Source organism: Streptomyces griseobrunneus, assembly GCF_046713465.1.
Taxonomy (GTDB): domain Bacteria; phylum Actinomycetota; class Actinomycetes; order Streptomycetales; family Streptomycetaceae; genus Streptomyces; species Streptomyces microflavus.
The window spans coordinates 3,417,169-3,439,177 of record NZ_CP177080.1 but is presented as its reverse complement, the minus strand read 5'-3'; the positions used below and the strand labels follow the sequence as shown (position 1 = coordinate 3,439,177).

Sequence of the window (22,009 nt, the reverse complement as noted above, 5' to 3'; positions counted from 1 at the left end):
AGAAGGGGCGGGGGCGGGGGCAGGGGCAGGGGCAGGGGCGGAGAAGGTCAGGACGTCTTCTTGAGCTCGAACTGCCAGATGCCGGTGAGCTTCTTGCCCTTGGTCTCCACGATGGAGACGTTCGTCTTGCTGGCGGGCTCGCCCGTCTGGCTGGCGAAGAACGCGCTGCCCGGGATCGTCCGGTACGTCTTCTTGAACGGCTCCTGCTCGGCCTGCTGGCCGTTGATGAAGAGCGTCCAGCCGTTCTCGGCGATCTCCGGGTCGACGCCGAAGCGGACCTTGTCGTCCATCGCGACCTCGAGGGTCTTCTCGGGCTTCTGGTTGAGGCAGCCCTGGATCAGCGATTCCTTGATCGCCTCACCGTCGTTGTAGCAGGCCGCCTCGGAGTTCACCGAGTCGCTGCCGACCGTCACGGTGGCGAGCGGCGTCGGCTTGTCGCAGGCGGAGAGGACAAGGAGTCCCGCGGACACGGCACCAAGAGCGACGCCGATTCGACGGCCCTTACCGGAGAAGAACGCAACGGTCATGGGCCGAAGGCTATCGGTCGCCTCCGCTCACGCCACGCGGGGGTGCGGCGTGCCGCGCCGTGCGGCCCCCAGGAGACCCCGTACGGACGTGGCCGCGCCGAGGGCGAGAATGCCCGCGGCGACCGACATTCCGAGCACCGCGTTGAGCGGCAGCGCGATCCCGATCCCGCCGCCGACCACCCACGCCATCTGGAGCAATGTCTCGGACCTGGCGAACGCGGAGGTGCGGACCTCCTCGGGGACGTCCCGCTGGATCATCGCGTCCAGCGACAGTTTGGAGAGGGCCTGGGTGAACCCGGCGACCGCCCCGAGCGCGGCGACCGCCGCGGTGGAGAAGAAGACGGCGGCGAGGACCGCCGTGCCCAGGGCGAGCCCCAGCACCGTCGCGATGATCACCTCGGGGCCGCGCGCCCGGAGCCAGGCGCCCACCGCCGTACCGCAGGCGTTGCCGACCCCCGCCGACACGCCGACGATGGCGAGCGAGACGGCCGCGCTCTGGCCGGCGATCGGGTGCTCGCGCAGCAGGAACGCCAGAAAGAAGATCAGGAAGCCGGAGAGGGCCCGGTGCGCCGCGTTGGCCTGGAGGCCGTGGAACACCGACCCGCCGACGGACCGGAGACCGGGCGGGCGCTCCTTGGCCGGTTTCTCCCCGTTCCTGCGGAGGCCGTCCTTCCGGAGGCCGTCCTTCCGAAGGCCCCTCGGCTTCGGGGCGGGGGGCGGTACGGGTTCCTCGCCGTGCGGGTCGATCAGGCGGGCCCGGCGCTCGCCCTTGGCGGAGTCGACCTTGTGCGGCAGCGTGAAGGCGAGGAAGGTGCCCGCGATGAAGATCGCGCAGGCGCCGTAGAGCGGCCAGGCGGAGCCGATGGCCTGGAGCCCCGCCCCGATCGGGGCCGCCACCCCGGTGGCGAGCAGCCCCGCAAGGGTGACCCGCGAGTTGGCTTTGACCAGGGAGAACTTGGGTGGCAGCAGCCGTGGCACGACCGCGCTGCGCACCACGCCGTACGCCTTCGACGAGACCAGGACGCCCAGCGCGGCCGGGTACAGCTCCAGGCCGCCGGTGGCGACCGCCCCCGACATGGTGATCGCCAGCAGGGCGCGGGCCAGCATCGCGCCCGCCATCGCGGCCCGGCGGCCGTGCGGCAGCCGGTCCAGCAGCGGGCCGATCACCGGGGCGAGCAGGGTGAAGGGGGCCATGGTGATGGCCAGGTAGAGGGCGACCCGCCCGCGCGCCTCGTCCGTCGGCACGGAGAAGAAGACCGTGGAGGCGAGGGCGACGGTGATCATGACGTCACCGGCGCCGTTCACCGCGTGCAGCTCGATGAGTTTTCCGAGGCCGGATTCCCCGGCTCCGTGGGCGTGCGTCGCCTTGCGGATCCCCCGCGCCGTACCGGTGAACGGGGAGCGCAGGGCACGACCCGTCGCCCGTCCCGCCCTGCGGAGCGGGCCGGGACCGTCGTGCGACCTGGCGGCAGTCACCCCGTCATAGTGCCCCAACCCTGGCCGGTATGAACGGTGATCGGCCGGGGACTCGCGAGTGACGCCCTGTCGGACCAGCGGGCCCGGACGGAGCGGCGCAAGCCCCCCGGGGCGGGTGCGGCCGGATATCGGAGGGCCCGGGACACGCCTCGGGACGGACGCCGGAGGGACGGATACGGCACGTTTGGGACGGGCAGGTGGGCGCGGAGCGGCGGAGAGGGTAGCGTGCGTAACGCGCCACCGGCGGTTGTTCTTGGCCGCGCGCCTCTCCGCGATCCCGCAGAATGGGTGGCAGAAGGCGCGCCCGAGGCAGGCACAACGGGTGTGGACGTCGACGCGGCCCCCAGGTCCGCTCCGCCCGCAACTGTCTGGCCGAAAACGGCAATCGTGCAGCAGCTGGCGCGCTCGTGAGACTGGCGTATGGAGAGAAGCGAGACCTGTGAGTGCTGCGACGACGCGAAGCCGTACGGCCCGTACCCCCGTTCCCGACCGCCTGTGTGCCGAGGCGGTAGACCTCGCACGCGCGGCGGCGGAGGAAGCCGCCGCGCCCGGCGTGGTCGGTGAGCATGTCGGTGTGGTCTCCGAAGGGGACCGCGTCGTCACGCACTACTTCGAGTCCAAGGATCCCGGCTACCGGGGCTGGCGCTGGGCCGTGACCGTCGCGCGGGCCTCCCGCGCGAAGAACGTCACCCTGGACGAAACGGTGCTGCTGCCCGGGGCCGACGCGATCCTGGCGCCGGAGTGGGTGCCGTGGAGCGAGCGGCTCCGCCCGGGTGACATGGGCCCCGGCGACCTGCTGCCGACCGAGTCGGAGGACCTGCGCCTGGAACCCGGCTGGACCGGGGAGGACGAGCCGCCGCCGAACTCGGTCGTCTCCGAGGAGCTGGCCGAGCTGGTCGACTCGGAGGACGCGGAGCTGACGGACCGGCCGGTGGCCGTGACCACCCGTGGCTCCATCGCCTCCGTGGCCGAGGAACTGGGTACGCGGCGGGCGCGGGTGCTGTCGCGGTACGGGCTGTACGAGGCGGCCGACCGCTGGGACGAGGCGTTCGGCCCGAAGACCCCGATGGCGCAGGCGGCGCCGGCCACCTGTGTGAGCTGCGCGTTCCTGATCCCGATGGCGGGCTCGCTGAAGCAGGCCTTCGGGGTGTGCGCCAACGAGTTCGGCCCGGCCGACGGGCATGTGGTGTCGCTGGCGTACGGGTGCGGGGGGCACTCGGAGGCGGCGGTGATGCCGAAGCCGGTCAAGCCGGCGGCGCATGCGCTGGACACGATGCGGGTGGACGAGTACGCGCTCCGCCCCGAGCGCGACGGCGGCTCCGTCCCGTCGGAACCGGACGGCGACTCGGAGGACCTGGGCCACTCGTAGGGCGACGACCACCCAGCCCCGTGGGGCGCCGCACCCAGTCCGTGGGGCGGCCCACCCCAGCCCGTCCGGCGTTCGAGGACGGAACCGTCGATGTGGTGTCGGGTGCCTCTGCGGGGGTGCTGTGCCTGAGGGCCCTTGATTTCCTGCACGCCCACCCCGGCAAGGGTTCCGTCCTCAAACGCCGGACGGGCTTGGGTTGGCTGGGGCCGGGTCCGCGCGCACGGTACCTTCGGGCGCACACTGGGCGGCACAGGCACGCCACCCACAACACGGCGGACGGAGTCGACAGCGTGAGCATGAATGCGACCGAGGGGGCCGATCCGTTCGGGACGGCACGGCTGCGGCGCGGCGTGCTCGACGCCTGGGGCGCGGGCCCCGCCCGCTTCCGGGAGGACGCCAACGCCGAGGAGGACCTCGCCCTCGGCGGCTACCGCGACCGCCTCGTCGTCGAGCTGGCCCAGAACGCCGCCGACGCCGCCGCCCGCGCCGGCGTCCCCGGCAAGCTCCGCCTCACCCTGCACCCCGCCGCCCCCGGCGACGCCGAGGCCCGCTGCGTCCTGGCCGCCGCCAACACCGGCGCCCCCCTGGACGCCACCGGCGTCGAGTCCCTCTCCACCCTGCGGGCCTCCGCCAAGCGCGAGGGCCACGAGTCCGCCGTGGGCCGGTTCGGCGTCGGGTTCGCCGCCGTCCTCGCGGTCAGCGACGAGCCCGCCGTGCTCGGCCGCCACGGAGGCGTCCGCTGGTCCCTGGCCGAGGCACGCGAGATGGCCCGGAACGCGGCCGTCGGCTCACCCGGCCTCGGCGACGAGCTGCGCCGCCGCGACGGCCACGTACCCCTGCTGCGCCTCCCGCTGCCCGCCGAGGGCACCGCACCCGACGGATACGACACCGTCGTCGTGCTGCCCCTGCGCGACGGCACCGCCGAGGACCTGGCCGCCCGCCTGCTGGCCGCCGTGGACGACGCGCTGCTGCTGACCCTGCCGGGCCTGGCCGAGGTCGTCATCGAGACCCCGGACGGGGTACGGACCCTGAGCCGCTCGGCCCATGGCCCGTACACGCACATCGACGACTCCGCGCACGGCCCACGCCGCTGGCGCACCGTCTTCCACCACGGCCCGGTCGAGCCGGCCCTGCTCGCCGACCGACCGGTCGAGGAGCGGCTGCGCCCCCACTGGTCGGTGACCTGGGCGGTCCCGGTGGACGAGTCCGGGGCGCCGCTCCGCCCCCGTACCGCCCCGGTCGTCCACGCCCCGACCCCCACCGACGAACCCCTCGGCATCCCCGCCCTGCTCATCGCCTCCCTCCCCCTGGACACCGCCCGCAGGCACCCCGCACCCGGGCCGCTCACCGACTTCCTGGTGGAGCGGGCGGCCGACGCGTACGCGGAGCTGCTGGGCGCCTGGCAGCCGGTGTCGACCGGCACCATCGACCTGGTGCCCGGGCCGCTCGGCAAGGGCGGCCTGGACGGGGCCCTGCGCGGCGCGATCCTGGCCCGACTGCCCCGGGTCGCGTTCCTGGAGCCCGCCGCGCCCCGGGACCCCGACGCCGAGCAGAGCTGGGCGGACGACTGGGACCGGGACGGTACGGAGAACGCCCCCGCCTCCGGCACCACCGCCCTGCGGCCCGTCGAGGCCGAGGTGGTCGAGGGCGTCGGGGCCGAGACCGTACGGGTCCTCGCCGAGGTGCTGCCCTGTCTGCTGCCCGCAGGCCTGGAGCGCCGCCCCGAGCTGCGCACCCTCGGCGTCGCCCGCGTCCCTCTCACCGAGGCCATCGACCGCCTCGCCGGTCTGGAGCGCGACCCCGCCTGGTGGCACCGGCTCTACGACAGCCTCGCGGGCATCGACCCCGACCGGCTCTCCGGCCTCCCGGTCCCGCTCGCCGGTGACCCGGAGGACGAGCAGGCGGGCCGCCCGCCGCGCACCACCATCGGCCCCCGCCAGGTGCTGCTGCCTCTCCCGGACGCCCTCACCGGGCCCGTGCTCGCCCGCCTCTCGCGGCTCGGCCTCAAGGTCGCCCACCCGGACGCCGCCCACCCGCTGCTGGAGAAGCTCGGCGCCCTGCCCGCCACCCCGCGCGCCGTGCTGACGACCCCTCAAGTGCGGGCGGCGGTCGCCGGATCGCTGGACGCGGGGGAGGTCTGGGACGAGGACGCGCTCGACGGCGACGAGCTGGCGGAGACCGTACTCACCCTCGTACGCGACGCCGAACTTGCCCCCGGCGACGAACCCTGGCTCGGTGCGCTCGCCCTCCCCGACGAGGACGGCGAACCGGCCCCGGCAGGCGAACTCGTCCTGCCCGGAAGCCCGTTCGCTCAGATCATGCGCGAGGGTGAACTGGCGCTAGCCGACGAGGAGTTGGCCGAGCGCTGGGGCGAGGGGCCCCTCACCGCCTGCGGAGTGCTCGCCACCTTCGCTCTCGTCCGGGCCACCGATGTCGTCCTCGACCCGGACGAACTGGAGCCCCGCGACAGCGACTTCGCCGAACTCGACGACGCCGGGCTGCTGGACGCCGTCGACGTGTGGTGCGAGGACCTCCTCGACCAGCTGCCCGAGACCCCGGTGCCGCCGGTCGCCACCGAGATCGTCGCCGTACGGGATCTTGACCTGGTGGACGACGACGCCTGGCCGCAGGCGCTCGCCATGCTGGCCCGGCCCCCGCTGCGCGACGCGCTGACGCAGCCGGTGCGGGTGCTGCTGCCGGACGGGACGACGCAGTCCGTGCGCCCGTACACCGCGTGGTGGCTGCGCGACCACCCCGTACTGGACGGCCGCCGCCCCGCCGGACTGCGCTCGGCCGCCGGTGACCCGCTCCTGGCCGGGCTGTACGAAGCGGTGGACGCCACCGGCTTCGACGACGCCCAGGTGCTGCGGGCCCTCGGGGTGCGCACCTCGGTCGCCGCCCTCCTGGACGAGCCGGGCGGTGCGGCCGAGCTGCTGGGCCGGCTCGCCGACGAGGACCGGCCCGTCACCCCCGAACAGCTGCACGCGCTCTACACGGCCCTCGCCGAACTGGACCCGGACCAGGTGACGTTGCCGGACGAGCTGCGGGCGGTGGTGGACGGGGAGGTGGCGGTGGTCGACGCGGCGGACGCCGTGATCGCGGATGCCCCGGACGTGCTGCCGCTGACGGAGGGCCTGCCCCTGCTGCCCGTAGCGCCCTCCCGGGCCGCCGAGTTGGCCGACCTGCTCCAGGTGCGGCGGCTCGGCGAGACGATCGAGGCCGGGGTGACGAGTGAGGGCGAGGAGCACCGCGTGCCGGACTCCGTCCGCGTACTGCTCGGCCCCGCCACCCCGGACACGTACATCGAGCACCCCGAACTCCGCGCGGGCGGCGTGGAACTGGACTGGCGCCGCACCCAGGACGGGGTCGTCCACGCGTCCACCCTGGAGGGCGTGGCGGCCGGCCTGGCGTGGGCGGCAGGCCAGTGGCCCCGCCGCTTCGAGGTCGCGGCCCTGCTGGAGGACCCGTCGCGCACGGAGGAGCTGGCGCGGGACCGCTGGTTCGACTGAGGGCGTCCGGTTCGGCCGAGGGGGAGCCGGGTTCGCCCGGGGGAGCCCCGGGCGGGGCAGGGGCAGCGGCTACAACCATTCCCGGGCCTCGCCCGTCTGTTCTGCCGAGCCGACACACTTCGGGCCACCGGGCCGGAGGGCAGAGGCGCTGGGAGAGCACATGCGTGTTTCCGTCACCGCGGCCGCCGTCACCGGCGCGCTGGCCCTGTCCGCCCTCGCCGTACCGGCGTCACAAGCCGCCCAGACCGCCGGCCCGGCTGAGCGGCCCGTCATCAAGAAGGTCGTCGTCAACGGCGGCAAGCCCATCGTGGTCGGCACCAAGTCCCGGCAGAAGATCGCCGTCTCGGTCACGGCCTCCTCCCCGTCCGGGATAGCGGACGCGTACGTGTTCCTGTGGCACGGCCACATCGACGAGGTCGACGCCGTGCTGGGGCAGGACCGGGCGCGCGGCGCATGCATCGTGGCGCCCGGCGACCCGACCACATCGACCTGCAGGGCCACGATCACGATCGACCCGCGCTCCGACCTCGGCCGCAACAGCCTGGCCGGGACCTGGCAGGCGGCCGGGGGCGCGGTCGCCGCCACCGGCGACGAGAACGACGAGAGCGTGGACGAGACGGCCGCCTCGGTCCGGCTCCAGCGCTTCTCCGAGCTGACGGTGAACGCCTCCCCTGAGCCGGTGAGGAAGGGCAAGTCCCTCACGGTCACCGGCAAGCTGACCCGGGCCAATTGGGAGACGTCCACCTACCGGGGCTACAGCAAGCAGCCCGTGAGGCTTCAGTTCCGCAAGAAGGGTGCCAAGAACTACACGACGGTCAGGACGGTGACGTCGAGTTCGACCGGGACCTTGAAGGCGACGGTGAAGGCGGCGGCGGACGGCTACTGGCGTTACAGCTTCGCCGGTACGTCGACCACCCCGGCCGTCTCGGCCGCCGGTGACTTCGTCGATGTGAAGCTCACAGGAAAGTCATAAAGTCGCACAACCATTCACATGTGTCGGCTGTCTGATCCTGCGAGCCAACAGGCTCTGGACCAGATGGGCCCCGCCGGGCTGACGATGTGCCCCGGGGCCCCCTTCTCCACTTGGGGAAATCACATGCGTATCCGTGCCACTGTGGCTGCCGTTTCCGGCGCCCTGGCCCTGTCCGCCCTTGCAGTACCGGCCGCGCAGGCCGATGACAGCCGTCCGACGTCGGGCGGCCCCTCCTTCACCGCACCGCAGCCCGCGCAGGGCAGCCAGGCGAAGCGCACCGCGGGTGTGAGCGCGAAGGCCGCGAAGGTCAAGATCACCTCGGCGGTCGTCAACGGCGGTAAGTCCATCGTGCTCGCCGCCAACACGAAGAAGACGGTCTCCTTCTCCACCACGGCCACCGGCTCCGGCCTCGTCGGCTCCGCGCCGTTCATCTGGGTCGGCAAGAGTGTCAACAGCGGCTTCGGCTTCGGGCCCAACGAGAAGGGGTTCACCTGCAAGGAGGTCAACGCGGCCACCACGACCTGCAAGGGGACCATCACGCTCAACCCGGCCAAGCTGAAGAACGCGCAGGCGGCCAACTGGCACGTCGGCGTGGTGGCGGTGCCCGAGAGCGGCGAGGAGATCCAGAAGGACTCCGTCTCCCGGGTCAAGGTCCAGCGCCTCTCCAAGCTGACCGCCAACGCCTCCCCGGAGCCCGTCAAGAAGGGCAAGACCATCACGGTCACCGGAAAGCTGACGCGCGCCAACTGGGAGACCAAGAAGTACGCGGGCTACACCGCGCAGCCCGTGAAGCTCCAGTTCAAGAAGAAGGGCGCCAAGAGCTACACGACGGTCAAGACCGTCAAGACGAGCTCCACCGGCGCCCTGAAGACCACGGTTAAGGCGTCCGTGGACGGCCACTGGCGTTACAGCTTCGCCGGTACGGCGAGCACCCCCGCAGTGACGTCCGGTGCCGACTTCCTCGATGTGAAGTAGCCCATGCGTTGACGCTGTGCGGCCGGCCTGCCCCGGGTGGGTCGGCCGCACGGCGGTGGGGCGGCTCCGGCCACGCTGTTCATGGCCCGCCGTTCACGGAAAAGTCATAAAGTCGCACAACCATTCACATGTGTCGGCTGTCTGATCCTGCGAGCCAACAGGCTCTGGACCAGACGGGTCCTGCCGGGCTGACGACGCGCCCCGGGGCCCCTTCTCCACTTGGGGACACATGCGTATTCGTGCCACCGTGGCCGCCGTCACCGGCGCCCTGGCCCTCTCCGCTCTCGCTGTACCGGCCGCGCAGGCCGATGACCGCCGTACCTCCGACGGCGGCTACGCCTTCTCCGCGCCCACCGAGGCGTCGAAGGGCGCGAAGGCCCGGTCGGCCGCCGCGGTCGAGCAGCAGGGCGACACCAAGGTTCTCTCCGTGGTCGCGAACGGCGGGAAGCCGCTGTCCGTGGGCACCAAGTCGAAGCAGAAGTACTCGATCGCGATCACCGCGACCGACGACTCGGGCATCGCGGACGCGTCCACGATCATCTGGATCGGCAAGAGCCTTGAGGACAAGGACGCCTTCTACTTCGAGCAGAACGAGAGCAGGGCTTCCTGCAAGGTCGTGAAGACGAACACGTCGACCTGCACGCTCACGGTCACCTTCGACCCCACCGAGATGATCAACACCGACGCCGCCAACTGGCGCATCGGCGCGGCCGTCTTCGCCAACGACGGCGACTACACCGTGAACGACTCCGCCGCCAGGGCCCGCGTCCAGCGCTTCTCCAAGCTGACCGTCAACGCCTCCCCGGAGCCGGTGAAGAAGGGCAAGACCCTCACCGTCACCGGAAAGCTGACGCGCGCCAACTGGGAGACCAAGAAGTACGCGGGCTACACCGCGCAGCCCGTGAAGCTCCAGTTCAAGAAGAAGGGCGCCAAGAGCTACACGACGGTCAAGACCGTCAAGACGAGCTCCACCGGCACCCTGAAGACCACCGTGAAGGCCGCCGCCGACGGTTACTGGCGTTACAGCTTCGCCGGTACGTCGACCACCCCGGCCGTCTCGGCCGCCGGCGACTTCGTCGACGTGAAGTAGCAGCAGGCCAAGCACAACGCGGAAGCCCCCGGGGGCCGGCCTCCCGGGGGCTTCCGTATGCCTGCGCCGCGCCTACGCTCCGAAGCGCCGGCCCACCAGCCGCCAGCTGAACTCCAGCAGGGCGGCCGCCGCCACCGCGATGCCGACCGCCGCCCACGGCATCGTCGTCCCGACCAGCTTCAGGGCGAAGAAGTCCTGGAGCCACGGCACCACGAGCACGATGAGGAAGCCGAGCCCCATCGCCGCCACCAGGCCGATGCGCCACCAGGTGTACGGGCGGGCGATGATCGCCAGGACCCACATGGAGACCAGGAACAGCGTCAGCGTCGCCGCGCTCGTCTCGGCCTCCAGGGCGCCCGGCCCGGAGTAGTGGTGCCGCGCGACCAGGTAGGTGGTGAAGGTGGCCGCCGCCGCGATGACGCCCGAGGGGATCGCGTACCGCATGACGCGGCGTACGAAATGGGGCTGGGCGCGCTCCTTGTTCGGGGCGAGGGCCAGGAAGAACGCGGGGACGCCGATGGTCAGCGTGGACAGCAGCGTCAGGTGCCTCGGCAGGAACGGGTACTCCACCTGGAAGCAGACCACCAGGATCGCCAGCAGCACGGAGTAGACCGTCTTGGTGAGGAAGAGGGTCGCGACGCGGGTGATGTTGCCGATCACCCGGCGGCCCTCGGCGACGACCGACGGCAGCGTCGCGAAGCTGTTGTTCAGCAGCACGATCTGGGCCACGGCCCGCGTCGCCTCCGAGCCCGAGCCCATCGAGACCCCGATGTCGGCGTCCTTGAGCGCCAGGACGTCGTTGACGCCGTCGCCCGTCATCGCGACCGTGTGGCCGCGCGACTGGAGGGCGGCCACCATGTCCCGCTTCTGCTGCGGGGTGACCCGGCCGAAGACCGCGTTCTCCTCCATGGCCGTGGCCATGGCGTCCGGGTCGGTGGGCATCTTGCGGGCGTCCAGGGTGTTCTCGGCGCCCGCGAGGCCCAGCTTTCCGGCGACCGCGCCGACCGAGACCGCGTTGTCGCCGGAGATGACCTTCGTCGCCACGTTCTGCTGGGCGAAGTAGGCGAGCGTCTCACCGGCGTCCGGGCGCAGCCGCTGCTCCAGGACGACCAGGGCGGTGGGTACGGCCCCCTCGGCCGCGTCCGGGGCGTCGAGCTCGCCCCGTACCCGGGCGAGCAGCAGCACCCGCAGGCCCTGCTCGTTGAGGTGCTCGATCTCGGTGAGGGCGGGGTCGCCGTCGGGGAGCAGGACGTCGGGGGCGCCGAGCAGCCAGGCGGAGGGGGTCCCGTCGGTCTCGGTGAAGGCCGCGCCGCTGTACTTGCGGGCGGAGGAGAACGGCATCGCGCCGGTGACCGCCCAGCCGCCCTCGCCGCTCGCCGGGTACGCGTCGATGATGGCTTGGAGGCTGGCGTTGGGGCGGGGGTCGGAGGAGCCGAGGGAGCGCAGCACCTGGTGCACGTACGCCTCGTCGCTCCCGTTGAGCGGCCGGACCTCCGTGATGTCCATGCCGCCCTCGGTGAGGGTGCCGGTCTTGTCCAGGCAGACCACGTCGACCCGGGCGAGCCCCTCGATGGCGGGCAGCTCCTGCACCAGGCACTGCTTGCGGCCCAGGCGTACGACGCCGATGGCGAAGGCCACCGAGGTCAGCAGGACCAACCCCTCGGGGATCATCGGGACGATGCCGCCGACGGTCCGGGCGACGGAGTCCTTGAAGTTGTTGTCCTTCACGACGAGCTGGCTGATGATCAGCCCGATCGCCGTCGGCACCATCATCCAGGTGACGTACTTGAGGATCGTGCTGATGCCGCTGCGCAGCTCCGAGTGGACGAGCGTGAAGCGGGACGCCTCCTCGGCGAGCTGGGCGGCGTACGCCTCACGCCCCACCTTGGTCGCGGTGAACGCCCCGCCGCCCGCGACGACGAAGCTGCCGGACATCACGGGGTCGCCGGGCCGCTTGAGCACCGGGTCGGCCTCACCGGTCAGCAGCGACTCGTCGATCTCCAGGCTGTCGGCCTCGGCGACCGTGCCGTCCACGACCACCTTGTCGCCGGGGCCCAGCTCGACCACGTCACCCAGGACGATCTCGTGGGTGGAGATCTCGGCGGCGACCCCGTCGCGCCGCACGGTCGGCTTCGCCTCTCCGATCACCGCGAGGCTGTCCAGGGTCTTCTTGGCCCGCCACTCCTGGATGATGCCGATGCCGGTGTTGGCGACGATCACGAAGCCGAAGAGGCTGTCCTGGATCGGCGCGACGAACAGCATGATCACCCAGAGCACACCGATGATCAGGTTGAACCGGGTGAAGACGTTGGCGCGGACGATCTCGGTGACCGAGCGCGAGGACCGCACGGGTACGTCGTTGACCTCGCCCCGCGCCACCCGCTCGGCGACCTCGGCGGTGGTGAGACCGGTGGCGTCGGGGTGACCGGATGGTGGCAGCTCCACCGGGTGCACGGGATCGAGCTCCGCCCCTGCGTCGATCATGGCCGGCCGGGGGGATCCGGGGGTCTGCTCCCCGGAGGAATCGAGTGCCCGCTGCGTCATGGACTAGACGGTACGGGCGTGCGATGCGAATCACCCGCCGGGGGGCCGAAGATCCGACCAGGGGAGGAGCAAGTCGGTCCCGTGGTTGTACGGGGGTCGGGGCGGCTCCCGTACGGGGCCGGCGAGGCCTCCGTTATGGAGGGCCCTCAGGCGGGCGGGTCCGCCTCGGTGCTCGTGCTGCCGAGCGCGCCGTCCGCCGCCTCGGCCCCGACGGCGTCCTTGGCCTCCGCCCGGTCCGCGTGCCGCTTGAGGGCGGCGTCACGCCCGCGGACGTACCAGATACCGATCAGTCCGAGTCCGGCTCCGGCCAGCGGCGTCCACACCCACCAGGTGTGCCCGCGGTCGGCGAACCAGCCGTAGAACGGGAGCTGGGCGAGGAAGAGGACGAACCAGAGGAGCGTGCCGCCGACGACGGTGGAGACGACGGGACCCTCCAGGGGCTCGGGCGCCTCGTGCTTCGGTGTCCACTTCTCCATGAGTTCAGTGTATGGGGCCCCTGCGTGGCGGGGTGCGGCGCCGGTCGGCCCAAGGGTCTACGCGCGGAGATAGCGATCTTCGCCTGATGTATTCATACTGAATCTGCTTTGGGCTGGCTCGAATTGTTCGTCTGAACATCCAATTTCGATCACCTTTCGCCCCTTTGCTCCCACCCTGGGGAGCGCCCTCGCCTTGCCCCCTACGTACGACTGAGGTCACCCATGCCCCCCTCGGCCACCGCTCCGGTCGACTCCCCGCAGCCCCCGGCTCCGCAGCCCCAGGGCAGCGTGGACCGGTACTTCAAGATCTCCGAGCGGGGGTCGACCGTCGCGCGCGAACTCCGCGGCGGGTTCGCCACGTTCTTCGCGATGGCCTACATCATCGTGCTCAACCCGATCATCCTGGGCAGCGCGAAGGACATGTACGGCAACCAGCTCGACAACGGCCAGCTGGTCACGGCCACCGTGCTCTCCGCCGCCTTCTCCACGCTGCTGATGGGCGTCATCGGCAACGTGCCGATCGCGCTCGCCGCCGGGCTCGGCGTCAACACCGTCGTCGCCCTGCAGCTCGCCCCCCGGATGAGCTGGCCGGACGCGATGGGCATGGTCGTCCTCGCGGGCATCGTGGTCATGCTGCTGGTCGCGACCGGGCTGCGGGAACGCGTGATGAACGCCGTACCGAGGTCGCTCCGCAAGGGCATCGCGATCGGTATCGGCCTCTTCATCCTGCTGATCGGCCTGGTCGACTCCGGCTTCGTCTCGCGCATCCCGGACGCCGCCATGACCACCGTGCCGCTCCAGCTCGGCGGTGACGGTCACCTCACCGGATGGCCGGTTCTCGTCTTCGTCCTGGGCGCTCTGCTCACGCTCGCGCTGATCGTGCGCAAGGTGCCCGGCGCGATCCTGATCTCGATCATCGCCATGACGGTCGTCGCCGTGGTCATCGACGCGGTGGCCGGTCTGCCCGAGGGCGCCTGGGGCCTGACGACGCCCGCGTGGCCGGGGAACCCGGTCTCCGCGCCGGACTTCGGGCTGCTCGGCCAGGTCAGCCTCTTCGGCGGCTTCGGCAAGGTCGGGGTGCTGACCGGTATCCTCTTCGTCTTCACCGTGCTGCTGTCCTGCTTCTTCGACGCGATGGGCACGATCCTGGGCGTCGGCGACGAGGCGAAGCTGATGGACCGGGACGGCAACTTCCCCGGCATCAACAAGGTGCTGTTCGTGGACGGTGTCGCGGTCGCCGCGGGCGGTGCGAGCTCCTCCTCCGCCACCACCTGCTTCGTGGAGTCCACGGCGGGCGTCGGAGAAGGCGCCCGCACCGGACTGGCGAGCGTGGTGACCGGTCTGCTCTTCTCGGTGGCGCTGTTCCTCACACCGCTGGCGACCATGGTCCCGTCGCAGGCGGCCACCCCCGCCCTGCTGGCGGTCGGCTTCCTGATCATCGCGGGCTCGGTACGGGACATCGACTGGAGCGACTACACGCTCGCGGTCCCGGCGTTCCTGGCGATGGTGATGATGCCGTTCACGTACTCGATCACCAACGGCATCGGCATCGGTTTCATCGCCTTCTCCGTGCTGCGCCTGGCGGCGGGCCGGGGACGCGAGGTCCCGATCGCGATGTACGTGGTGTCGGCGGTCTTCGTCTTCTACTACGCGATGCCGGCGCTCGGCCTCACCTGACCGGCGGGTCTCCCGTCATCGGCGTGTCTCAGGTGACGGGAGGGCCATAGAACTTCTCCGTCTCGTCGACGGCCGCCTTGAAGCGTTCGTCGAAGTCGTCGCGAATGAGCGTCCGGACCACATAGTCCTGGACGCTCATTCCGCGTTTCGCGGCGTGCTGCCGGAGCCGGTCGAGCAGCTCACCGTCCATCCGCAGGCTGAGCACTGTCGATCCCATGCCAAGCAGGGTCGCCGCCCGGGGGCGATTTTCGCGTCACTTTCCGCTCCCGTCTCACTCGTTCGGGTGATCGGTCTCTCGCGCGCGTACCATTCGGGTGGTATTTAGTTTGGGTAATGAGTTACGCTAACAAACATGCCTGACCTGATCCACGACGGTGCCAGTGCCGCCGCCGTGAGCTCCCTCCGCTCAGCCGTGATGCTGCTGGGCCGGCGCCTGAAGCACCAGCGCGTCGACGAATCGCTGAGCCCGACCGAGATGTCGGTGCTCGGCACCCTTGCCCGCTGCGGCTCGGCCACCCCCGGCGAGCTGGCCCGCAAGGAGCACGTGCAGCCCCCGTCGATGACCCGCATCGTCGCGCTGCTGGAAGCGAAGGGACTCGTCAGGCTGGAACCGCACCCCGACGACCGTCGGCAGAAGATGGTCAGCCAGACCGAGCAGGCCGAGGCCATGCTCGCGGAGAGCCGCACCAAGCGGAACGCCTGGCTGTCCCACCTCGCCGAGGGCCTGGACGAGGACGAGTGGGAGACGCTGCGGGCCGCCGCGCCCGTGCTGGAGAAGCTCGCCCACCTGTGACCCCGCGGGCGCACCGGCGTCACGCCTTCCCCGTACCGGATGGGACCACCGGTACGGGGAAGACGATCGCAGCCGGGACCGGCACACCGCCGGCCCCGGACGATCACCGCCGGAGCGCCCGTCGTCACGTCCTCGTCGGACCGCACGCCGCAGACGCCTGAGGAGATGAACCCTTTTGAGTACGGGATCCGGAGCAGACTCCGCCCCCGCACCGACTTCCACCCACGAGAGCAAGACCGGCGGGACCTTCTCGTCGCTGAAGATCCGTAACTACCGCCTGTTCGCGACGGGCGCCGTGATCTCCAACACCGGAACCTGGATGTCCCGCATCACGCAGGACTGGCTCGTCCTGAGCCTGACGGGGTCCGCGACGGCCGTAGGCATCACCACGGCCCTCCAGTTCCTTCCCATGCTGCTTTTCGGCCTGTACGGCGGTGTCATCGCCGACCGCCTCCCGAAGCGGCAGATCCTGCTCGTCAGCCAGGCCCTGCTCGGCCTGTGCGGTATCGCGCTGGCCGTCCTGACCCTCTCCGGCGTCGTCGAGGTCTGGCACGTCTATCTGGTCGCCTTCCTCCTCGGCATGGTGACCGTCGTCGACAACCCGGCCCGCCAGTCGTTCGTCTCCGAGATGGTCGGCCCCGCGCAGCTCCGCAACGCGGTCAGCCTGAACTCGGCGAACTTCCAGTCCGCCCGGCTCATCGGCCCCGCCGTCGCGGGTGTCCTGATCACCACGGTCGGCAGCGGCTGGGCGTTCCTGCTCAACGGCCTCTCCTTCCTGGCCCCGCTCATCGGCCTGCTGATGATGCGGACGAGCGAGCTCCACGCCTCCGTCCGGGTGCCGCGCGCCAAGGGACAGTTGCGGGAAGGACTGACGTACGTCCGTGGCCGCCCCGAGCTGGTCTGGCCGATCGTCCTGGTCGGCTTCGTCGGCACGTTCGGCTTCAACTTCCCGATCTGGCTCACCGCCTTCGCCGACGGGGTCTTCGACGGCGGCGCCGGGATGTACTCGTTCTTCAACATCCTGATGGCCGCGGGTTCGCTGGCCGGTGCGCTGCTCTCGGCCCGCCGCCGCTCCACGCGGCTGCGGATGCTGGTGGCGGCGGGCACGGCGTTCGGACTGCTGGAGATCGCCGCCTCTCTCTCCCCGAACGTCTGGCTCTTCTCGATCCTGCTGGTCCCGATCGGCATGCTCGGCCTGACGACGAACATCACCGCGAACACGAGCGTCCAGATGGCCGCCGACCCCGAGATGCGGGGCCGGGTGATGAGCCTGTACATGATGGTCTTCGCCGGGGGTACGCCGGTGGGTGCCCCGATCGTCGGCTGGATCAGCGACACGTACGGCGCCCGCATCGGCTTCGCGGCCGGCGGCGCGATCTCGGTGATCGCCGCCCTGGCCGTCGGCTTCGCCCTCGCCCGCGTCGGTGGCCTCCGCCTGAAGGTCGACCTCCGCCCGGGCCGCCCGCACGTCCGCTTCGTCCAGCGCGAACAGCTGGCCACGGCGGCGTGAGGCACGCCAGAGAGAGGCGCCCTCCGCCCGGAGAGACCGGGGGAGGGCGCCTTTTCGTTGTCCGTCGTCTGGTCGTCCGAGTGCCTGGCCGTCCGAGTGTGCCGGAGGTCAGTCGCGGGGGAAGGCGTCGGAGGCGAGGGCGACGACATCGGAGGCGAAGCCGTTGAGGAGGCCGGGGAAGTCGATGCGTACGTCGGACAGCAACCGGTCTTCCTGGTAGTGGGCCAGCAGCTGCCTGACGATGGCCAGAATGATCCGCCAGTGCGTGTCCCGCTGCGGCGACATGTAGACGTTCCCCTCGACGATCTCGACCTTGAATCCCTCGGGGGTGGGCTCAAGCCACTCGAACGTCATGTCCAGGGTGCGCTCGTCGCTGGTGTCGGCCATGTCGATCCCGTCGGTGTCTACGACGGTCATCGTGCCGCTCCTCCCCGCTGCCGCACGGGCGTGCGGGAAGCCGCGTAGTACACCGATAGGCCCGGCCCCCCGGACACGCCCGGACCTGCCTTACGACTCCCCGGGCCCGGAAGGTGATACGGGGCTGGGCGCGGGGCCGGTGGGTGGTGCGGTTAGGCTCGAAGGGTGGACCCGAAGACCAGAAACCGCATCATGGCGGCCGTGCTCGTACTCATGTTCCTCGTCGTCGCCGTGGCGGCCGCCTTCGGCGGGTGACGCGGCCGGCGGGGGCGTGCCGGGCGGGGCTCCCGCGCCGCGCTGAGCCAGTACCACCGCGCCGACGACCCCAGCCGCGCCCAGGAGCTGGAGCGGCCCCAGTGTCTGCCCCATGAAGAGGTAGCCGAGGACCGTGGCGCACAGGGGCGAGCAGAACGACAGGAACGAGGCCGCGAGGGCCGGCAGCCGCGCCAGGCCGTTGAACCACACGACGTACGCGATCAGGGCGCCGATGATGCTCAGGTAGGCGAAGCCGCCGACGTTTTCCCAGGTCAGGCTAGATGGCAGTGGTTCGCCGAGCAGGGTGACGGGGAGCAGGGCCAGGCCGCCGACGGTGAGCTGCCACCCGGTGAACGCCAGCAGCGAGACCCCTTCGGGACGCCCCCAGCGCTTCGTCAGCACGATGCCCGACGCCATGCACACGGCCCCCAGGAGCCCGGCGAGGACGCCGATGCCGTCCAGTTCGGCCTGCGGCTTGAGGACCAGCAGCGAGACCCCCGCGGCGGCGAGGACGCAGGCGCCGATGTGCAGGGCGCGTATGCGGGTGCCGAGCAGGAGCGGGCCGAGGAGCAGCACGATCATCGGCTGGACGGTCATGACGATGGCCGCCACACCGCCCGGCAGGTGATAGGCGGCGAGGAAGAGGAAGTAGAAGAAGGCGCCGATGTTCAGGACGCCGAGCACGGTCGCGCGCACCCACCAGATGCCCCGGGGCAGTACGCGGGTCATCAGGAGCAGGATGAGCCCGGCGGGCAGGGCGCGCACGGTGGAGGCGAGCAGGGGCCGGTCGGGCGGCAGGAACTCGGTGGTGACCAGATAGGTGGAGCCCCAGACGGCGGGGGCGAGGGCGGTGAGGAGGGAGATTCTCACCAGGCGCTGGTCGGTCATGCCGGGAACGTACGGCAGGATCTAGGCTGACGTCAAACAGTTCGACGTCGAAGTAAAAGCATCGCGAGACGGTCGAAGATCGAGAGCGGTGCGGGATGACAGCGGAACGAGGCGAGGCACTCATGCGGGATTCGGTCGACGACTTCGTGGACCAGTGGGCCGCCCTGCGGTCCGATCTGGACCTGGAGGCGATGGGGGCGGTGGGCAGGCTGCTGCGGCTGACCCGGCTGGTGGGGAAGGAGGTCGGTGAGTACTTCTCCGAACACTCCTTGGAGACCTGGGAGTTCGACGTACTGGCCACCCTCCGCCGCAACGGCCGCCCGCTCACGCCCAAGGAGCTCGCCACCAGCGTCATGATCAGCGCCGCCGCGCTGACGAACCGGATCGACCGCCTCGACGCCCGCGGCCTGGTCGCCAGGGAAGCGGTGCCCGGCGACCGCCGCAGCCTGCACATCACCCTCACCGAGGCCGGGCGCGAGGCCGTCGACTCCACGCTGGAGGGGCACCTGCGCAACGAGCGCAGAATGCTCGCCGGACTGGACGCGGAGGACTGCGAGGAGCTGAACCGGCTGCTGCGGACGCTGCTGGTCACGTTGGAGGGCGGCCGCTGACCGTCCGGCGCACTTCTCGGCGTGTCCGGGACGCGCGCTTGCCTGGAGTGGACTCGAAGGAGTTGGCTGGGGCGTCATGAAGTACACACAGCTCGGACGCACCGGACTCAAGGTCAGCCGACTCGTTCTCGGGACGATGAATTTCGGCCCGCAGACCAACGAGTCGGACAGTCACGCGATCATGGACTCCGCGCTCGGCGCGGGCCTGAACTTCTTCGACACCGCCAACGTCTACGGCTGGGGCGAGAACAAGGGACGCACGGAGGAGATCCTCGGCACCTGGTTCGCCCAGGGCGGCGGCCGGCGCGACAAGGTGGTCCTGGCCACCAAGATGTACGGGAACATGGCCGCCGAGGGCGATGCCTGGCCCAACCACGACAAGCTCTCCGCCGTGAACATCCGACGGGCGGTCGACGCCTCGCTCAAGCGGCTCCAGACGGACCACATCGACCTGTACCAGTTCCACCACGTCGACCGGGACACCCCGTTCGAGGAGATCTGGCAGGCGATCGACGTCCTGGTCCAGCAGGGCAAGATCCTGTACGCGGGCTCCTCGAACTTCCCCGGCTACAAGATCGCCCAGGCCAACGAGCAGGCGGCCCGCCGCGGTTCGCTCGGTCTGGTCAGCGAGCAGTGCATCTACAACCTCGCCGAGCGCCGCGCCGAGATGGAGGTCATCCCGGCCGCGCAGGAGTACGGCCTCGGGGTCATCCCCTGGTCGCCGCTGCACGGCGGTCTGCTGGGCGGCGTCATCAGGAAGACGGCCGAGGGCGGCCGCCGTGCCTCGGGCCGCGCGGCCGACGCCCTCGCGGACGCTGCGACCCGCGCCCAGCTCCAGGCGTACGAGGACCTGCTGGAGAAGCACGGCCTGGAGCCCGGCGAAGCGGCCCTGGCCTGGCTGCTGACCCGCCCCGGCATCACGGGCCCGATCGTCGGCCCGCGCACCGCCGAGCAGCTGGACAGCGCCCTGCGCGCCCTGGAACTGGAACTCCCCGAGGCCGTACTCACCGGCCTGGACGAGATCTTCCCGGGCCCGGGCCCTTCGCCCGAGGCCTTCGCCTGGTGACCTGAGCCCGCGCGCTCCGCGGCCGCTGCTCCCAGGTGGGGGCGGCGGCCGTATGCGTGCTCCCGCCCCGGTGGAGTTGCCGAGGCGGCTGACCTCACGCCCCCGCGAACCCGTCCAGCGCCGCGAGCACCGCCCGCTTCGTCGCCGGGCCGCCCAGGTGCCCCGCGTCGGCGATGACCGTCAACTCGGCCTCCGGCCAGGCCCGGTCGAGTTCCCAGGCCGTGATCAGGGGGCTGCCCAGGTCGAAGCGGCCGTGGATCAGGGCGGCGGGGATGCCGGTCAGGCGGTGGGCGTCGTCGATGAGCTGGTTCTCCCGCAGCCAGGCGCCGTGGGAGAAGTAGTGGGCGCAGATCCGGACGAGCGCCTGCTGGGCCGGGCCCGGGCGGCTGCTGTACGGGGGCGGGCCCGGGTTGGCCTCCATGGACAGGACCGCGTCCTCCCAGGCGCACCAGGCGGCCGTCGCCCGTTCCCGTACGGCGGGGTCGGGGCTCTCCATGCGGTGGGCGTAGGCCGTGACCAGGCCGGTGGGGCCGGTTGCCTCGGGGACGGACTCGCGGAAGGTGTGCCAGGCCTCGGGGAAGATCTGGCCGGCGCCGCGGTAGAGCCAGTCGGTCTCGCTGCGGCGGGTCGTGGTGACGGAGGAGATGACGGCTTCCGTGACCCGTTCCGGGTGGGTCTGCGCGTACGCCAGGATCAGCGTGGAGCCCCAGGAACCCCCGTACAGCAGCCAGTCGGTGATGTTCAGGTGTTCCCGCAGGCGTTCCATGTCGGCGATCAGGTGGTGCGTGGTGTTGTGCCGCATGTCCGTCGCCGGGTCGCTCGCGTGGGGCGTCGAGCGGCCGCAGCCCCGTTGGTCGAAGAGGACCACGCGGTAGCGGTCCGGGTCGAAGTACTGGCGGGCGCGCGGGGTGCAGCCCGAGCCGGGGCCGCCGTGGACCACGAGGGCCGGCTTGCCGTCGGGGTTGCCGCACACCTCCCAGTACACGAGGTTGCCGTCGCCGACGTCCAGCATGCCGCTGTCGTACGGGTCGATCGGCGGGTACAGGTCGTCGGGCCGGGTCCGGTCCACCGTGGTGCCTCCCCCTCGGGACTCCGTGGACCGGACACCCTACGGGAGTCGTCGCCTCACGGGGTGAGCACGAGCCGCCCCCGTACGCCGCCCTTCGCGAGCCGGGCGTGCGCCTGTGCCGCCCGCTCCAGCGGGTACGTCTCGGCCACCCGGGTCGTCAGCACGCCCCGGTCCACCAGGGCCGCCAGTTCGGCCAGGTGTGCCCCGTCGGCCTTCACCCCTCGCAGGCCGAATTGCCAGGCGTAACCTGGGCGCCGTGAACGCGACTCCCCGGGTCCTCGCCGTACTGGATGACATCCTCGCCTCCGCCTCCCCCGACGAGCGCGGGGCGCTGTGGCATCTGGCCGAGGCGGGGCGGGAGTTGGACGCCAACCTTGTGCGGCTGCCGGCCGGTGCGGAGGTAGGGGAGCATCAGGAGGACGTGCTCGATGTGCTCCTGGTCGTGCTGGAGGGCGCGGGACGTGTCCGTGCGGGGGGCGGAGGCATCGTGCTGAGCCCGAGCACCGTCGTCTGGCTGCCCCGCACCTCCCGCCGCGCCCTCTCGGCCGGCCCGGACGGGCTCACGTACCTCACCGTCCACCGCCGCCGCCCCGGCCTCGCGGTCAAGCCGCCCAGCGGGGCGTACGAGGGCGGCGAAGGGCCCTGCATGCTGGACCGGGTCTGCCCGGAGTGCGGGCGGCTCTCCGAGGACCCCGCGCCGGTCTTCTGCAGCCGGTGCGGGGAGCGGTTTCCGGAGCGGTGAGGCCGGGCCCGTAACGCCAGTGCCGTTGCGCAGGCCACGTAC

18 protein-coding genes and 2 pseudogenes are annotated in these 22,009 nt (G+C 71.5%); 11 read left to right on the top strand and 9 right to left on the bottom strand.

The genetic code is table 11. The features are described from left to right. Positions 1-47: 47 nt before the first annotated feature. Positions 48-527, bottom strand: a complete 480-nt coding sequence (locus ACK8N7_RS15535; protein WP_403217230.1) for a DUF2771 domain-containing protein — start codon at positions 525-527, stop codon at positions 48-50. A gap of 27 nt (positions 528-554) precedes the next feature. After that, positions 555-2,003, bottom strand: coding sequence for an MFS transporter (locus ACK8N7_RS15530; RefSeq protein WP_500442804.1), 1,449 nt, complete (start codon positions 2,001-2,003; stop codon positions 555-557). 439 nt (positions 2,004-2,442) lie between these two features. Here ACK8N7_RS15530 and ACK8N7_RS15525 point away from each other — a divergent pair, with 439 nt between their 5' ends. The 5 genes from ACK8N7_RS15525 (at position 2,443) to ACK8N7_RS15505 (ending at position 9,919) form a co-directional block, all read left to right on the top strand. Beyond that, on the top strand, positions 2,443-3,372 hold the full coding sequence (locus ACK8N7_RS15525; RefSeq protein WP_403217226.1) for a DUF3027 domain-containing protein: 930 nt from the start codon (positions 2,443-2,445) through the stop codon (positions 3,370-3,372). A 296-nt stretch (positions 3,373-3,668) separates the two neighbouring features. Beyond that, the gene (locus ACK8N7_RS15520; protein WP_500445760.1) at positions 3,669-6,881 is read left to right on the top strand and encodes a sacsin N-terminal ATP-binding-like domain-containing protein; all 3,213 of its coding nucleotides are present in this window, start codon (positions 3,669-3,671) and stop codon (positions 6,879-6,881) included. Positions 6,882-7,041: 160 nt separating this feature from the next. Then, entirely contained in the window at positions 7,042-7,854 is an 813-nt protein-coding gene (locus ACK8N7_RS15515; protein ID WP_403217224.1) for a calcium-binding protein, read from the top strand. A 123-nt stretch (positions 7,855-7,977) separates the two neighbouring features. Then, complete coding sequence (locus tag ACK8N7_RS15510; RefSeq protein WP_500442801.1) at positions 7,978-8,829, top strand: calcium-binding protein; 852 nt, start codon at positions 7,978-7,980, stop codon at positions 8,827-8,829. A gap of 229 nt (positions 8,830-9,058) precedes the next feature. Further along, complete coding sequence (locus tag ACK8N7_RS15505; RefSeq protein WP_403217220.1) at positions 9,059-9,919, top strand: DUF5707 domain-containing protein; 861 nt, start codon at positions 9,059-9,061, stop codon at positions 9,917-9,919. A gap of 72 nt (positions 9,920-9,991) precedes the next feature. On the opposite strand, the gene ACK8N7_RS15500 is transcribed toward ACK8N7_RS15505, so the two are convergent. Then, a complete protein-coding gene (locus tag ACK8N7_RS15500; protein ID WP_403217219.1) occupies positions 9,992-12,463 on the bottom strand; it encodes an HAD-IC family P-type ATPase in 2,472 nt (823 codons plus the stop codon). Between the two features lie 146 nt (positions 12,464-12,609). Beyond that, a complete protein-coding gene (locus ACK8N7_RS15495; RefSeq protein WP_403217217.1) occupies positions 12,610-12,939 on the bottom strand; it encodes a DUF2530 domain-containing protein in 330 nt (109 codons plus the stop codon). Positions 12,940-13,161: 222 nt separating this feature from the next. Here ACK8N7_RS15495 and ACK8N7_RS15490 point away from each other — a divergent pair, with 222 nt between their 5' ends. Further along, entirely contained in the window at positions 13,162-14,616 is a 1,455-nt protein-coding gene (locus tag ACK8N7_RS15490; RefSeq protein WP_403217215.1) for an NCS2 family permease, read from the top strand. A 28-nt stretch (positions 14,617-14,644) separates the two neighbouring features. Here ACK8N7_RS15490 and ACK8N7_RS15485 read toward each other — a convergent pair whose 3' ends face one another. Continuing rightward, positions 14,645-14,833 carry a ribbon-helix-helix protein, CopG family gene (locus ACK8N7_RS15485; RefSeq protein WP_403217213.1) on the bottom strand — a complete coding sequence of 63 codons (189 nt, stop codon included), beginning with the start codon at positions 14,831-14,833 and terminating at the stop codon, positions 14,645-14,647. 135 nt (positions 14,834-14,968) lie between these two features. Here ACK8N7_RS15485 and ACK8N7_RS15480 point away from each other — a divergent pair, with 135 nt between their 5' ends. Together ACK8N7_RS15480 and ACK8N7_RS15475 are read left to right on the top strand one after the other, a co-directional pair. After that, the gene (locus ACK8N7_RS15480) at positions 14,969-15,409 is read left to right on the top strand and encodes a MarR family winged helix-turn-helix transcriptional regulator (RefSeq protein ID WP_015610417.1); all 441 of its coding nucleotides are present in this window, start codon (positions 14,969-14,971) and stop codon (positions 15,407-15,409) included. Positions 15,410-15,584: 175 nt separating this feature from the next. Beyond that, positions 15,585-16,919, top strand: coding sequence for an MFS transporter (locus ACK8N7_RS15475; RefSeq protein ID WP_403217211.1), 1,335 nt, complete (start codon positions 15,585-15,587; stop codon positions 16,917-16,919). A gap of 123 nt (positions 16,920-17,042) precedes the next feature. Here the strand turns inward: ACK8N7_RS15475 and ACK8N7_RS15470 are convergent. Then, positions 17,043-17,336 (bottom strand): annotated as a pseudogene (locus ACK8N7_RS15470) (Uma2 family endonuclease); the annotation flags it as partial. A 90-nt stretch (positions 17,337-17,426) separates the two neighbouring features. Then, positions 17,427-18,479: an EamA family transporter gene (locus ACK8N7_RS15465; protein WP_500442798.1), complete on the bottom strand. Its 1,053-nt coding sequence runs from the start codon at positions 18,477-18,479 to the stop codon at positions 17,427-17,429. A 122-nt stretch (positions 18,480-18,601) separates the two neighbouring features. Between ACK8N7_RS15465 and ACK8N7_RS15460 the strand changes: the two genes are divergently transcribed. Beyond that, positions 18,602-19,090, top strand: a complete 489-nt coding sequence (locus ACK8N7_RS15460; protein ID WP_403217207.1) for a MarR family winged helix-turn-helix transcriptional regulator — start codon at positions 18,602-18,604, stop codon at positions 19,088-19,090. Positions 19,091-19,166: 76 nt separating this feature from the next. Beyond that, the gene (locus ACK8N7_RS15455) at positions 19,167-20,156 is read left to right on the top strand and encodes an aldo/keto reductase (RefSeq protein WP_500442796.1); all 990 of its coding nucleotides are present in this window, start codon (positions 19,167-19,169) and stop codon (positions 20,154-20,156) included. A 94-nt stretch (positions 20,157-20,250) separates the two neighbouring features. Here ACK8N7_RS15455 and pip read toward each other — a convergent pair whose 3' ends face one another. Both pip and ACK8N7_RS15445 read right to left on the bottom strand, forming a co-directional pair. Then, positions 20,251-21,225, bottom strand: a complete 975-nt coding sequence (pip, locus tag ACK8N7_RS15450; protein ID WP_403217204.1) for a prolyl aminopeptidase — start codon at positions 21,223-21,225, stop codon at positions 20,251-20,253. A gap of 56 nt (positions 21,226-21,281) precedes the next feature. Further along, a pseudogene (locus ACK8N7_RS15445) lies at positions 21,282-21,443 on the bottom strand (zinc-binding dehydrogenase); the annotation flags it as partial. A 38-nt stretch (positions 21,444-21,481) separates the two neighbouring features. Between ACK8N7_RS15445 and ACK8N7_RS15440 the strand changes: the two are divergent. Beyond that, positions 21,482-21,967, top strand: coding sequence for a hypothetical protein (locus tag ACK8N7_RS15440; protein WP_500442795.1), 486 nt, complete (start codon positions 21,482-21,484; stop codon positions 21,965-21,967). The last annotated feature ends 42 nt before the right edge of the window (positions 21,968-22,009 follow it).

Bases quoted from the DNA above. Each gene is read 5' to 3' on its own strand.
- ACK8N7_RS15505 (WP_403217220.1), top strand. From the start codon at position 9,059: ATGCGTATTCGTGCCACCGTGGCCGCCGTCACCGGCGCCCTGGCCCTC.
- ACK8N7_RS15500 (WP_403217219.1), bottom strand. From the start codon at position 12,463: ATGACGCAGCGGGCACTCGATTCCTCCGGGGAGCAGACCCCCGGATCC.
- ACK8N7_RS15485 (WP_403217213.1), bottom strand. From the start codon at position 14,833: ATGGGATCGACAGTGCTCAGCCTGCGGATGGACGGTGAGCTGCTCGAC.
- ACK8N7_RS15455 (WP_500442796.1), top strand. From the start codon at position 19,167: ATGAAGTACACACAGCTCGGACGCACCGGACTCAAGGTCAGCCGACTC.
- ACK8N7_RS15520 (WP_500445760.1), top strand. From the start codon at position 3,669: ATGAATGCGACCGAGGGGGCCGATCCGTTCGGGACGGCACGGCTGCGG.
- ACK8N7_RS15510 (WP_500442801.1), top strand. From the start codon at position 7,978: ATGCGTATCCGTGCCACTGTGGCTGCCGTTTCCGGCGCCCTGGCCCTG.
- ACK8N7_RS15490 (WP_403217215.1), top strand. From the start codon at position 13,162: ATGCCCCCCTCGGCCACCGCTCCGGTCGACTCCCCGCAGCCCCCGGCT.
- ACK8N7_RS15480 (WP_015610417.1), top strand. From the start codon at position 14,969: ATGCCTGACCTGATCCACGACGGTGCCAGTGCCGCCGCCGTGAGCTCC.
- ACK8N7_RS15495 (WP_403217217.1), bottom strand. From the start codon at position 12,939: ATGGAGAAGTGGACACCGAAGCACGAGGCGCCCGAGCCCCTGGAGGGT.
- ACK8N7_RS15535 (WP_403217230.1), bottom strand. From the start codon at position 527: ATGACCGTTGCGTTCTTCTCCGGTAAGGGCCGTCGAATCGGCGTCGCT.
- ACK8N7_RS15460 (WP_403217207.1), top strand. From the start codon at position 18,602: ATGCGGGATTCGGTCGACGACTTCGTGGACCAGTGGGCCGCCCTGCGG.
- ACK8N7_RS15515 (WP_403217224.1), top strand. From the start codon at position 7,042: ATGCGTGTTTCCGTCACCGCGGCCGCCGTCACCGGCGCGCTGGCCCTG.
- ACK8N7_RS15465 (WP_500442798.1), bottom strand. From the start codon at position 18,479: ATGACCGACCAGCGCCTGGTGAGAATCTCCCTCCTCACCGCCCTCGCC.